Origin of the sequence: Clostridium sp. AWRP (genome assembly GCF_004006395.2) — a bacterium.
Lineage (GTDB): Bacteria > Bacillota > Clostridia > Clostridiales > Clostridiaceae > Clostridium_B.
The window spans coordinates 900,290-914,467 of sequence record NZ_CP029758.2; the positions used below are offsets into that span (position 1 = coordinate 900,290).

The window sequence follows — 14,178 nt, forward strand, 5'->3', positions numbered from 1 at the left end:
TCAATTGTAGATTTTATTGAAACCTTTTTATTATACTTTTGGTAATATAATCTAACATTTGTTGTTTAAGGAGGACGAATATGAAAGTAGCAATTATATTTGGAAGTAGTTCCGACATTGACAAGATGAAAGGAGCTGCCAAAGCCTTAAAAGAATTTGATATTCAATATGAGGCATATATTTTATCAGCTCACAGGGTTCCGGAAAAGCTTTTGGAAACTGTAAAAAAATTAGAAGAAGAAGGCTGTGAATGTATTATTTCAGGTGCTGGTCTTGCAGCACATCTTCCAGGAGTTATTGCAGCTAATACAACTATTCCAGTTATAGGAGTTCCACTTAATGCAGCTATTTCTGGACTTGATTCTCTCTTTTCAATAGTACAGATGCCAAAATCCATACCTGTAGCTACAGTTGGAATAAATAACAGTTACAATGCAGGCATGCTGGCAGTAGAGATTTTAGCACTTAAATATTCTGAAATTAAAAAGAAATTAATTGAATATAGAAAAAATATGAAAGAAAAGTTTATAAGTGAAAACGGAAAAGGAGTGGAATTATAAAATGGAAAAAGGAAAAATGATATATGAAGGAAAAGCAAAAAAGGTATATGAAACAGAAGACAAGGACAAAGTAATAATTTATTATAAAGATGATGCTACAGCTTTTAATGGAGAGAAAAAGGGACAGATATCAGATAAAGGAGTATTAAATAATACAATTACTTCAATGCTCTTTGAGTTACTTGAAAAACATGGTATAGAAACCCACTTTGAAGAAAAATTAAATGATAGAGAACAACTTTGTAAAAAGGTAGAAATAGTTCCTTTAGAAGTAATTGTTAGAAATGTAGCAGCAGGAAGTATGGCAAAGAGATTGGGATTAGAGGAAGGCAGCGCACTTAAAACTACAGTATATGAATTAAGCTATAAAAATGATGAACTTGGAGATCCTCTTATAAATGATTATCATGCAGTTGGAATTGGAGCTGCTACTTTTGATGAGCTTAAAACTATATATAAGATGACTGAATCCATAAACAATATCTTAAAAGAATTTTTCTTGAAACAGGGAATAAAATTGATAGATTTTAAATTGGAATTTGGTAAGTTTAATGGAAAAATAGTTTTAGCTGATGAGATATCACCAGATACATGCAGACTATGGGATGCAAAGACTAATGAAAAATTAGATAAAGATAGATTTAGAAGAGATATGGGAAATGTAAAAGAAGCTTATGTAGAAATATTGAAGAGAATAAGTAAAAATTAGCAGCTGCCTTAATTTTATGGTTAAAAGGAGAGAATTTTTGATGTGCACTTTAAATGATAAATTTAATACTTGCTCCTGTATTGATTTGGAGGAAGATAAATTCAAGGATGAATGCGGTGTATTTGGAATATTTTCTAAGAACAATATAGATGTAGCATCTTTAACTTATTATGGACTATATGCTCTCCAGCATAGGGGACAGGAAAGTGCAGGTATTGTGGTCTCTGATGGAAGTGAATTTAAGTATCATAAAGGGATGGGACTTGTAGCAGATGTATTTAATAAGGATGTATTAGAAGGACTTAAAGGAAAAAGTGCTATAGGTCACGTAAGGTATTCTACAGCAGGCTCAAGTACTTTAAACAATGCCCAGCCGCTTATGGTGAAGTATAAACTTGGATCTATTGCTATAGCACACAATGGTACTTTGGTCAATGCAGATGTCATAAGAGGACTTTTAGAAGATGCAGGATATATCTTTCAGACATCTGTAGATTCAGAAGTTATTTTAAGTCTTATTGCAAGAGAGGCTAGGAGAGATATAGGTAAAGCTGTAGTAGATACAGTTCAGGCAGTGAAAGGTTCTTATGCAATTACTATTTTAACGGAAAATGAACTTATAGGTGTAAGAGATCCAAATGGGATAAGACCGCTTTGTATAGGTGAAATAAACGGAGATTATATACTCTGTTCTGAAAGCTGTGCCCTGGATTCTATAGGAGCAAATTTTATAAGAGATGTAAAGCCTGGAGAAATTGTAATTATAAACGATGATGGAATTAAATCTATAAATTTTGCAGAAAAGACAAAATGTGAAACCTGCTCTTTTGAATATATATATTTTGCAAGACCAGATAGTACTATAGATGATATAAATGTATATACGTCAAGAGTTAAAGCAGGAAGAATACTTTATAGAGAAAATCCAGTGGAGGCAGATGTAGTTATAGGTGTTCCTGATTCGGGGATACCAGCAGCTCTTGGATATTCAGAAGAATCGGGAATACCTTATGCTATAGGATTCATAAAAAATAAATATGTAGGAAGAACATTTATTGCTCCATCCCAAGAACTTAGGTCTAAAGCAGTAGCTGTAAAATTAAACCCTTTAAAGGTAAATGTAGAAGGAAAAAGAGTAGTAATTGTTGATGATTCCATAGTTAGAGGAACTACCAGTGGAAAACTTGTAGAAATACTTAGAAAAGCTGGAGCTACTGAAGTGCACTTTAGAGTTTCATCTCCTGTAGTTAAATATCCTTGCTATTTTGGTATTGACACCCCTTATAGGTCTCAACTTATAGGGTCTAATGCAAAAATAGAGGAAATAAGAGATAAAATAGGAGCAGACAGTTTAGGTTATATAAGTATAGATGGGATTTTAAAATCCCTTCAATGTACTGAGTCAAAAGGATATTGCTTAGGGTGCTTTAATGGAATATATCCAATATCTGTACCTATAGAAAAAGATAAAAATTATTTAGAGTAAGAGGTGATTTGCTGTGGTAACATATAAAGATTCCGGTGTAAATATTGAAGAAGGATATAAGTCAGTAAAACTTATGAAAGAATATTCATCTAAGACTTTTATACCAGGAGTTTTAAATGGACTTGGAAGTTTTGCAGGTATGTTTGAACTTGGTAAATGTAAAAATCCAGTACTTGTATCTGGAACAGATGGAGTAGGAACAAAGTTAAAAATAGCATTTCAAATGAAAATGTATGATACAGTGGGAATAGATTGTGTGGCCATGTGTGTAAATGATGTTTTGTGTCATGGTGCAAAACCCCTGTTTTTTTTAGACTACCTAGCTTGCTCTAATTTGGAAGCAGAAGTTGCAGCAGATTTGGTTAAAGGCGTATCAGATGGATGTATTCAAGCAGGTTGTGCCCTAATTGGGGGAGAAACTGCTGAAATGCCTGGCTTTTATTCCAAGGGAGACTATGACATGGCAGGATTTACTGTAGGAGTTGTGGAAAGAGATAATATAATAAATGGAAGTACAGTAGAAGAAGGAGATGTTCTTGTAGGGATAGCATCTAGTGGAGTTCACAGTAACGGATATTCATTAGTAAGGAAAATTGTAAAAGATTTTGATGAGGACTTTTTAGGTACGCCTATAGGAAAAGTACTTTTGACACCTACAAAGATATATGTAAAACCTGTACTTAAACTTCTGGATAAATTTAAAATTAAGGCCATGGCTCATATAACTGGAGGGGGATTCTTTGAAAACATACCTAGAATGTTTAAAGATGATTTTACTGCAGTTATAGATAAGAAAAGCTTTGAAGTGCCACCTATATTTAAGCATTTAATGGAATTAGGAGTAGAAGAAAAACAGATGTACAATACGTATAACATGGGAATAGGATTTGTACTATGTGTAGATAATAAAGATGCTAAAAACGTAGTGGAAGAATTAAATAAAATGGGTGAAAAGGCATATGTAATAGGAAGCGTAAAAAAAGGGGAAAAAGCAGTATGTTTAAAATAGCAGTTTTGGTTTCTGGAGGAGGTACTGACCTTCAGTCTATAATAGATGCAGTTGAGAGCGGATATATAAAAAGCTGCAGTATAGAAGCTGTAATAGGTGACAGACCTGGAATTTATGCTTTAGAAAGAGCTGAAAAGCATAATATAAAATCCTATGTATTAGATAAGAAAATATATAAGTCTAATATTTCTCAGGAAATATTAAAGATGCTTAAAGACAAAGTTGACTTAATAGTATGTGCAGGTTGGCTTTCCATACTTAAAGGAGAGCTGATTTCAGAATTCAGAAATAAAATAGTAAATATACACCCTTCTTTAATACCATCCTTTTGCGGAGATGGTATGTATGGCATAAAGGTTCATGAAAAGGCAATTGAGTATGGAGTTAAAGTATCAGGCTGCACTGTACACTTTGTAGATGAGGGTACAGACAGCGGTGCTATAATAATTCAAAAGACAGTTCCTGTACATTTTGAAGATACTCCAGAAATGCTTCAAAAGAGAATATTAGAAGAAGAGCATAAAGCCCTTCCTGAAGTTATCAAACTTATTTCTGAAAACAAAATAGTGGTGAAAAACAGAATAGTAAAAGTTTGTAATTAAAATAATTGGAGGCGCAAATTATGATAAATCGTGCATTAATAAGTGTTTATAACAAAAATGGATTATTGGATTTAGCAAAATTTTTGATAAATAGGGGAGTTGAAATAATATCTACAGGTGGAACTTATAGATATCTTGTAGAAAATAATATAAAGGTTACAGAAGTATCTAAAGTTACTGGATTTGACGAGATACTAGATGGCAGAGTAAAGACACTTCATCCAGTTATACACGGCGGTATACTTGCCAAAAGAGATAATAAAGAACATATGGACACTATAAAGAGCAAGAACATAAAACCAATAGATATGGTAGTCGTAAATTTATATCCTTTTTTCGACAAGGTATGTGATAACATAACTTTTGATGAAAAGATAGAATTTATTGATATTGGTGGTCCAACTATGATAAGAGCTGCAGCCAAAAATTTTCAAGATGTAATAGTTGTTACAGATGTAAATGACTATTCACAAATAATTAACGAAATAGAAACTTCTGGAGACGTAAAATATGAATTTAGGAGAAAACTTGCAGGTAAGGTATTTAATTTGATGTCTGCTTATGATGGAGCTATAAGTAATTTCCTACTTGAAGATGAATATCCAGAATACTTAAGCTTGTCTTATAAAAAATCTCAAAGCTTAAGATATGGAGAAAATCCACATCAAAGTGCAGCTTATTACACAGAAACTGTAGGAAAAGCCCCTATGAAAGATTTTGAACAGTTAAATGGTAAAGCACTTTCATATAATAATATGAGAGATATGGATATGGCCTGGAAGGCAGTAAATGAATTTGAGGAAGTATGCTGCGTTGCAGTTAAACACAATACTCCTTGTGGTGTGGCTCTTGGAAAAGACCTACATGAAGCTTATGTAAAAGCTTATGAATGTGATTCTACTTCTATTTTTGGAGGTATTATAGCTGTAAACAGAAAATTAGATGCAAAGACTGCGGAGGAAATAGCTAAAATTTTTGTTGAAATAGTCATAGCACCGGATTTTGATAAGGATGCAATTGAAATATTAAAGGCAAAGAAAAATCTGAGAATAATTAAATGTGATGTAAAACCTACTAATAGTTTTGAAATATCAAAATTGGATGGTGGGATACTTGTACAATCTTCTGATGATAAATTGGTAGATGAGACTAAAGTAGTTACGGAAAAGGAACCTTCAAAAGAAGAGATGGACAATTTGATATTTGGAATGAAGGTTTGTAAATATGTAAAATCAAATGCTATTGTAGTAGTTAAAGACTTTATGGCTAAAGGAATTGGCGGAGGACAGGTAAATAGAATATGGCCTGCATGCCAGGCACTTGATAGGGCAGGAGATGGGGTAGTACTTGCCTCAGATGCATTTTTCCCATTTAGTGATGTAGTATGTGAAGCAGCAAAACATGGAATAAAATCTATAATACAACCAGGAGGTTCCATAAAAGATAAGGATTCTATAGATGAATGTAATAAAAATGGAATTTCTATGGTGTTTACAGGGGTAAGACATTTTAAACATTAGTTCTTAAGGCATTTGAAAAATAAGCCAGTATACTGACTAGTTATTTATTTGAAAATGCCTACTATGAAAAGGGGGATTTTATATAATGAAGGTACTTGTAATAGGTTCCGGCGGAAGAGAACATGCTATTTGTTGGAAGATATCTCAAAGTCCCAAGGTGGATAAAATATTTTGCGCTCCAGGAAATGGAGGAACGGATATAGTAGATAAATGCAGCAATCTAAACATAACAGATATGGATGAGCTTATAGATTTTGCATCTAAAGAAAATATAGATTTAACTGTGGTAGGCCCGGAAGGACCACTTACAGAGGGTATAGTGGATAAATTTAAAAGTAAGGGACTTAAAATATTTGGACCAAGTTTAAAAGCTGCTGAGCTTGAAGGAAGTAAAATCTATTCCAAGGATTTCATGAAAAAGTATGGAATTAAAACTGCTGAGTATTGCACTTTTGATGATAAAGACAGTGCTTTAAAATACATAGAAAATTGTAGATATCCGGTAGTTATAAAGGCTGATGGGTTAGCAGCAGGAAAAGGTGTTTCCATATGCCAGAATTATGAGGAAGCAAGTATTGCATTAAATGATTTTATGGTAAAGGACGTATTTAAAGGGGCAGGAAAAAATGTAGTTATTGAAGAATTCCTAGAGGGAGTAGAGGCTTCAATACTTACAATAACAGATGGAAATACTATTCTTCCATTTATATCTTCAAAGGATCATAAGCAAATATATGATGGGGGTCTAGGACCAAATACAGGTGGAATGGGAGCTATAGCTCCAAATCCATACTGCACGGAGGAAGTTTCAAAAGACTTTGAGAAAAATATAATGGAACCTACTTTAAGAGGAATACAGCAGGAAAACTTAGATTATGTGGGAATAATCTTCTTCGGCATTATGATAACAAAAAATGGAGTTTATTTGTTAGAGTATAATGTTAGAATGGGTGATCCTGAAACTCAAGCTGTACTTCCACTTATGAAAAGTGATTTTGTGGAACTTATAGAAAATGCTATAGATGGAAAACTTGATAAATTTAATTTGAAATGGAAAAAGGGAGCCTCCTGCTGTGTTGTAGCTGCGTCTAAAGGGTATCCTTTAAAGTATGATACTGGTTTTAAAATAGAAGGTATAGAAAAGTCCAGTAATGTTTTTGCAGCAGGGGTTAAAAAGGAAAATGGACAGTTTAAGACATCTGGTGGAAGGGTCTTAGTAGCTTATGGAGTTGGAAATGATTTGAATTCTGCTGTGGAAGTTGCTTACTGTAATTTGAAAAAAATAAGTTTTCCAGGTATGTATTTTAGAACAGATATAGGAAAGTAAATTATAATTTTAGTAAAAAATTTAGAAAAAATGACCTACCTTAATTTTCATAAGGCAGGTCATTTTTTTAAATTAACAGAATGTAAAAGATTTTTCAGTGGAAATAATTTAAAAATAATAGTAAAATAGTTCTATACTGTATGGAGGTTAATTTAAATGAATGATTCGAGAAATAGACGAAGGAAAAATATAAAGAGAAAGAAAAAGTTTTCTCCTAGACTGTTCTTTTTGTTTATAATTTATGAGCTTATAGTAGTTGTAGTTACTAGCCCTTTACTAGTATTTTATGGGCCATTTAAAAATGTAAAAAACCAGATAGTAAGTACGGCTATGGCTACTTTTACTCATCAATACATAGCTACTCTTTTTTTGTCAAAGGATGAAATAAATAAAATACTTCAAGAAGGCAAGAGTGGTCAAACTACTAGCCAGGAAGCTGAAGATTTAAATGATGTAAATATAAATCATGTAGGTGATAAGGAGATAAAAAGGTATGATATACCGAGCACAAGATTTGATGGCTATATTTTAGAGATAAAAGATCCTAAGAGAATACGTATAGGATATACTAGTAAATTGAGGGAAGTTGGAGAAAGAACAAGTGAAATAGCCCAGAGAAATGGAGCTGTTGCAGCTATAAATGGAGGTGGATTTACAGATAAATCTGGTGGAAAATATTGGGTAGGAACAGGAGGTTATCCAGAGGGAATTATAATATCTGGTGGTAAAGTAATATACAGTGATGTAAAATCTAATGAGAAAATAAATGTTACAGCTTTTACTCCAACTGGAAGACTTATAGTTGGAGACCACACACTTAAGGAACTCCTTGCCGATGGTGTAACGGAGGCAATTTCTTTTAGAAACTCACTTATAATAAATGGCAAGACTGTATCAGTAGAAAATGAAGGTTTAAATCCTAGAACAGCTATAGGTCAGAAGGCAGATGGAACAATAGTCATGCTGGCTATAGATGGTAGAAAAGGATTGAAGATGGGAGCTTCATTAAAAGAAGTACAAAATATACTTTTGCAGCAAGGTGTAATTAATGCAAGCAATTTAGATGGAGGTTCATCCACTACAATGTACTTTAATGGAGAAGTAATAAATAATCCTTGTGATTGGAACGGTGAGAGAACTGTAGCTACAGCTATATATGTAAAACCTTAGAGGAGAGTGTGGTAGATGAAAAAACTTAAGAGAATAATTGTGTGGACAATGATTCCTATAGTTATGGAATTAGCAGGCCTTTTATTAGTAGATAAATTTTATTTTGGTGGCGATTCTAATTTCAATATAAAAAAGGTAGATACTACTTCAAAACAGACAGCTAACAAAATTAGTGTAAAAATACCTGAAGATGCAAAGATGGTAAAAGTATCTCACAGTGGAAATTACATATCATATTATGATGGCCAATCTTTACAAGTAATTGATACATTAAAAAATAACAAAAAAGAAGTGGACTTACAAAATGATTTATCCTATTATACCTGGAACTTGGATACAGATAACATACTTATAGCAGAAAAGACAAGTGGTGGATCAGAATCAAGAAATTTAAAATTTGAGACTTATGATGCAAAACGTGATTCAACTTATCCACTAAAAAATGAGGAAAAGAAGCAGGAACTTTCAATATTACTTCCAGATAATTCTTATAATGTAAAACATATAGCTTTTTCTGGAGCTAGCAATGTAATCTATGTCAGCAGTGCTACTAATGGAGAGGGCAGCAGTAGAATATATAGAATTGATGTAATGATCAGGATGAATTTAGTCAATTTTGTAAGATGCCAGCTTGGAAATATGGCTGCTATAAATGGCACAAATGGTGATGAACTTATATATGAAGACAGGACTTCCAATAGAATAAGAACTAGCAGGGGTGGAATAATAGCTACCGGTGAAAATGCTATGCATTATTTGTTGAACACAGACAACAACGACAATATTTACATAGGAAATGGGGAAGACAATAAAGTTAATAAAATATTTGTGGCAAATCTTAAAACTAATAAAAGCAGCTGGAAGGAATATACGCTTTCAGGTGCTGTAAATAAAAATAATATATATGTTACAAGAAGTGGCAATATATATATAAATGATTCAAAAAATAGTCAGGTAAAAGATATTACTACAGGCAAAGTTACCAAGTATTCAGGAAATTTTATATCTGTATATAAATATGGAGTAATAAGCCAGGATGGCAAAAAGCTAACAAATAGTCTATTTTAGACATTTGAAAGAAAATAACTAGCGGCTATGCTAGTTATTTCTTTGAAAATGCCTTAGTTGGATTTAAAATAGTATAAGTTACCGTCTTCTATAGAATAGTCTATGAGTTTTTCATTGTATAAATAGGATATGAATGCAGATATTCCTCCAAAATTCAAATGATATTCATGAAAATTTAAAGATAAATTGTTTAAAATAGTTATGTCTTCCAATATGTTTTCTCTAGTGAGCGGTTGATCTAAAAGATCTAGAATTTGATTTTTATATTTATCTATATTTTTGATGTTTTTATCTACTAAAGAATTTATTTCACTTTTATTCAGTACCTTTTTGGAGTGGCTTATTACAAAGTAATCTGCATCAATGTCCTTAATTTTATTCAATGACAGGAGGCTATTTTCTATATTATATAAGTATGGGAAGGAGTATTTATCCAGTATTTCGCTGCTGAATATGGAATCTCCAAGGAAACATACTTTTTCAGGAGTTACTATTCCTATTTGCTCTATTGAATGTCCGGAAAGCGAAATAATGTTAAATTTCTCGTCATTCAATTTATTTATACCATATTCTAAAATGAAATCTACCTCTAGAGGTTTATTACTCCTATCAAATGCTTTTGAAGGGTAGGATGAGGAAAGAATAGATGGGAAGATCTCTGTGTTTTCCATAAATAATTTTTCTAATTTAGATGTATACACTAGACAGCCTGGATAGTTTTTCTTAAAGTATAAGTTTCCACCACAGTGATCTAAGTGACTGTGTGTATTTATTATGTATTTGGGATGTAGGCTGTTTTCTATAAGCAAATTCTCTATTTTTTTTGCTTCAGTGTTGTTTATGCCTGTATCTACAATCAGGCAGTTTTTATTTTTAAATATGAATACTCCACAGTTAGTGGGAGCATCTATGTAATAGGTATTTCCTTTTATCTTATTTAAAGTCATTGAAAACACTTCCTTGAAATATTTGAATTATTATTTTGCATACATAGATGATAACATATTTTATCTTTAAAGCAAATATAGTTCCCAATATGAAATGAAATTTTGAAATTAAGGATTTATAATGATATAATTTTTAATAGGTATTTTTACGTTAAGATAATTTTAAATGGAGGTATTTTAGATGGATTCAGCTATGACAGGATTACTTATGTTTATGGGATTCATGGGTGTTATGCAGGGACTTGGAATGAAATATAGCAAAGCTGTGAGGACAAAATTTAAATTAGATGCAGAAGGTGTAGATAAAAAATATGTTAATTTTAAGGCTAATTTTTTAATTATACTAGGAGGAATAATATTAATATTCCAATTAATTATTTTTATAAATCCTACATTTGGTAATAGACTAGAAATAATGTTACCAGCAGTTTTACTTGTAGGTATTACCTGGGATTTTATATATAAAAGAACGAGATTTAAACATAATGATAAGAAAAAGTAAAAGTTAATGCTAAAAGGTCTGTATATAAATTGTACAGACCTTTTAGCATTAACTTTTTCTCATATTGCACAAATTCCTATTTGGGCATCTGGAACAGTCATGATCTTTTTTGCTTAATTTTATATTTTTATCAGCTCCATATATATATGCCATAGAACGCATGGAAGAAAGCATATAGTCTTCATTTACAGTCAAATTTAAGAAATTCTCCGCATCTAGTTTATCTAGTATATACTTTTGACATTTAAGAGGAATCTCTCCATCTCCAGGAGATATTCTACAGCTCAATCCTAGGTGTAACTCTTTAACTTTAGTATATATGTGGCTAAAGAGTTGTGAGCTGAGTTCAAACAAATAAGATGAAGCCATAGCATCAAGCATCATACCTTCCTTCATATTTCCATATGAAAAGAATTCATTTACTTTACTTGTACAATTATCACCCATAGTTATAATGCAATACACGATATATTCATAATTTTTTACAGCTTCAAAGTTAAAGTTATCTTCCTTTTTTTCTATTTCAAATATTCCTGTTGGTTCTATATTTTCATATAAAATAGGAAGAAGTTTCTCATATAAACCTTCCATTTCTTCATTTTTTATTATACTACCATAGGACTTTAAAGTTTGCATTACTTGATCTTTGTTTAATTTAAAATCAAAGTCCAGTATTACATCCATTCTATTACCCCCAAAGGTAATTCACAATTCACAGTTCACAATGCACAATTTTGGTAGAGTTTTCTCCGTTGTGCTGCGAAAAATTTAAAATTTTAAGCTTATTGAAGCTTTGCTTCAATAGTGCTATATTTTAGATTCTCTGAAGTTTTAACGGAAGAAAATTATCCTTAATTGTGAATTGTGCATAGTGCATTGTGAATTAATGTTTAATGTAGTTAACCCATTGATTTCTAATATTCATAAAGTAATTATCACTTGTTATAGAGTAAATTGCTTCTAGTAAATCTATATGAATTTTGTGATAATCTAAAGCAGGATTAGCATCCCTAGATGTCATTAGATGGCTTAAATCATAACTGGTGAAACCACCTATATCATAATAAGGTAATACTATTTTCAAGGTTTTAATGCCTTCATTGAAGTAATAATTTGTTTCATCACTACTGATGGCAGGGACTGTTTTTGAAAGCTGGGACCAATCATATATACCAAGTAATGTAAACATAAATCCATTTAGGGTATAGGTAGGTATTGTATTTATATATTCTTCAAAAAAAATATCGTTTTTAAATCTAGGTTCAAAACTTCCAAGAGTATCCATAACTCCACCATGACTTATCGGTGTTATTAAATAGTTAAATGTCTTATTTCCTGCTGTTATATATTTCTGATTTTGTGTTATTTCATAAGCACGGGAAAAGACACTTAAAGCCTGTCCCTGAGTCATACTAGATGTCCAACCAACTCCAAGTGATTCATATGAATAGTAAGGAAATTCATATCTGAAACTTCCATCAGTATCCATGTGATCTATGAGAAAATCAGCACATTTTATGAATTGGTTTAATACAGAAGTATCCCCATCTAAATATTTTGTATGCAGATAAAGTGCATATTGACATATGGTAGCAAAATTATATTGATTTCCACATTCTCTATAATTAACCATTGGAATTCCATTGTTATCAAATGTTAATAAATTGGTGCTTATAGAATTTATATACTTTGACATAGCTTCATATTTAACAAGATTATCAAAATTAAAATTAAAATTCTTATATACTTCAACAGCATTTTGAACTATTGCTTTAGAACTTTCTTTATAAACATACTTACTTGCTATTGGATTTTTTGACAATGCAACATTTTTATATATAGTAGCATTAATTTTAATATTTTGAGGAACTGGTAATTGAAGTAAATAATTATAGATGTTTAAAGCTGAATCATAATTTCCCTGATTATGAATGTTTACTGCAGTATCTAATAAATTATATGCGTCATGGTCAAAAGCCATCTTTAAATTATAATCGTTAGGATATAATGAAATACCTAAAACTATATTCTTAAAAGCAGCTAGTTCATCAGAAGAAGCTTGCTTATTATAAGAATCTATGAAGTCATTAGGCGTAATATTTTGTGAATCTGTAAAAAATCTATTTAATAGATAGTTTGGAGTAACATCTTCTCCGCCTACTACTACACATTCTTTTAGTGTAGTCTTGTTACTTCTAACCATTCTAATCTGGTCGAAAGACATATTGTCATTTACGAGTACTACGGGTGAGTTATTCTTGGCAGCTAGAGGAGAAATAGATAGTCCATCTGGATAATTTATTCCTGCTGCTACATATATTTTTTGTGCTTTTGAAAGATTATAAAATTCTTTAATTACATTTGCATTTGTATCATATCTAGTTTGACCACTTAGTCTTTCATAATCGCCAAAGTAAGAAGCTGTATCGTCAGGAATAACACCTTGTCCACCAATCACATAGGTTTTTGAAGGCTTTAAAGTATTTACATAGTCCTTAAGTACATCAGGAACACCACTTTTAGGAGTTAAAACAATAGGTTCGGCTTTACTTGAAGCATAGGATGAAATGGATAATGCATCTGCAAAACTTTCTGATGAAACAACAAATAATTGATTACCGCCGATTTCTTTTGCAATTTCAATAGAAGTTTCAATTCTCGTAGCTCCACCTAATCTTTTTACATTCAAATTTTTTTGTGTTAATTCATTTTCTATTTCATTTGAAACAGCACCTGTCCCACCTATTAAAAATATGTTTTTAACACCTAGGCTTGTCAATTTATATTGTATTTCAGGACTTAAAGTGTTTCCATATGTCATTAATAAAGGTGCATTGTACTTGATACTTAAAGGTGCCGCACAAATTGCATCTGGAAAATTTTCACCTGAAACAATAATCGCACAATCAGAGTGACCACTCCAGCCATAGTCAGCTATTTTCATATTAGTTGAGTATCTGTTCGGGCCAGATAATCTTGTTATAGTTGGACTTTGAGACTGAGCATTGATTACAGTAGTTTTTGAAAATATTAGTGCTGTAGAAATTATTAAAGTAGTTATAGCTTTTTTAGATAACATAAATTTCCTCCGATTTAGTAAGATCTTTACTAGAAAACGTAACTGAAGTCCATATAAATGATATCATTATATTATTATATAATCAACAATAACAAGATTAGTGCCGTTAATTTTAATAAGTAGCAAAAAATGCGAATAACATCACACTAAGCCTTAACTGGCAATAGGCGGACATTATTCGCTCATAAATTTGGATTAC

General features: G+C 31.5%; 13 protein-coding genes. 10 read left to right on the forward strand and 3 right to left on the reverse strand.

Annotated features, from left to right (window positions below):
- The first annotated feature begins 80 nt into the window (after positions 1-80).
- From purE to DMR38_RS04075, 9 genes are all read left to right on the forward strand, one after another.
- A complete protein-coding gene (purE, locus tag DMR38_RS04035) occupies positions 81-560 on the forward strand; it encodes a 5-(carboxyamino)imidazole ribonucleotide mutase (RefSeq protein ID WP_127720107.1) in 480 nt (159 codons plus the stop codon).
- Position 561: 1 nt separating this feature from the next.
- On the forward strand, positions 562-1,269 hold the full coding sequence (purC, locus tag DMR38_RS04040; protein WP_127720108.1) for a phosphoribosylaminoimidazolesuccinocarboxamide synthase: 708 nt from the start codon (positions 562-564) through the stop codon (positions 1,267-1,269).
- Positions 1,270-1,309: 40 nt separating this feature from the next.
- On the forward strand, positions 1,310-2,755 hold the full coding sequence (gene purF / locus DMR38_RS04045) for an amidophosphoribosyltransferase (protein WP_127720109.1): 1,446 nt from the start codon (positions 1,310-1,312) through the stop codon (positions 2,753-2,755).
- Between the two features lie 13 nt (positions 2,756-2,768).
- On the forward strand, positions 2,769-3,764 hold the full coding sequence (gene purM / locus DMR38_RS04050; protein WP_127720110.1) for a phosphoribosylformylglycinamidine cyclo-ligase: 996 nt from the start codon (positions 2,769-2,771) through the stop codon (positions 3,762-3,764).
- A complete protein-coding gene (gene purN, locus DMR38_RS04055) occupies positions 3,752-4,366 on the forward strand; it encodes a phosphoribosylglycinamide formyltransferase (RefSeq protein WP_127720111.1) in 615 nt (204 codons plus the stop codon). The genes purM and purN overlap by 13 nt, the downstream gene beginning before the upstream one ends.
- Positions 4,367-4,386: 20 nt before the next feature.
- Positions 4,387-5,886, forward strand: coding sequence for a bifunctional phosphoribosylaminoimidazolecarboxamide formyltransferase/IMP cyclohydrolase (gene purH, locus DMR38_RS04060; RefSeq protein WP_127720112.1), 1,500 nt, complete (start codon positions 4,387-4,389; stop codon positions 5,884-5,886).
- 85 nt (positions 5,887-5,971) lie between these two features.
- Positions 5,972-7,213 carry a phosphoribosylamine--glycine ligase gene (purD, locus tag DMR38_RS04065; protein WP_127720113.1) on the forward strand — a complete coding sequence of 414 codons (1,242 nt, stop codon included), beginning with the start codon at positions 5,972-5,974 and terminating at the stop codon, positions 7,211-7,213.
- Positions 7,214-7,369: 156 nt separating this feature from the next.
- A complete protein-coding gene (locus DMR38_RS04070; RefSeq protein ID WP_127720114.1) occupies positions 7,370-8,383 on the forward strand; it encodes a phosphodiester glycosidase family protein in 1,014 nt (337 codons plus the stop codon).
- A gap of 15 nt (positions 8,384-8,398) precedes the next feature.
- Positions 8,399-9,451, forward strand: a complete 1,053-nt coding sequence (locus DMR38_RS04075; protein ID WP_127720115.1) for a hypothetical protein — start codon at positions 8,399-8,401, stop codon at positions 9,449-9,451.
- Positions 9,452-9,504: 53 nt separating this feature from the next.
- Here the strand turns inward: DMR38_RS04075 and DMR38_RS04080 are convergent, their stop codons facing one another.
- A complete protein-coding gene (locus DMR38_RS04080) occupies positions 9,505-10,398 on the reverse strand; it encodes an MBL fold metallo-hydrolase (protein ID WP_127720116.1) in 894 nt (297 codons plus the stop codon).
- A 181-nt stretch (positions 10,399-10,579) separates the two neighbouring features.
- Between DMR38_RS04080 and DMR38_RS04085 the strand changes: the two genes are divergently transcribed.
- Positions 10,580-10,900, forward strand: coding sequence for a hypothetical protein (locus DMR38_RS04085; protein ID WP_127720117.1), 321 nt, complete (start codon positions 10,580-10,582; stop codon positions 10,898-10,900).
- 48 nt (positions 10,901-10,948) lie between these two features.
- Here DMR38_RS04085 and DMR38_RS04090 read toward each other — a convergent pair whose 3' ends face one another.
- Both DMR38_RS04090 and DMR38_RS04095 read right to left on the reverse strand, forming a co-directional pair.
- Positions 10,949-11,584 (reverse strand): 5-methyltetrahydrofolate--homocysteine methyltransferase, encoded by a 636-nt coding sequence (locus DMR38_RS04090; RefSeq protein WP_127720118.1) that lies wholly within the window; start codon positions 11,582-11,584, stop codon positions 10,949-10,951.
- Positions 11,585-11,783: 199 nt separating this feature from the next.
- Entirely contained in the window at positions 11,784-13,979 is a 2,196-nt protein-coding gene (locus DMR38_RS04095) for a cell wall-binding repeat-containing protein (RefSeq protein WP_127720119.1), read from the reverse strand.
- Positions 13,980-14,178 lie beyond the last annotated feature (199 nt).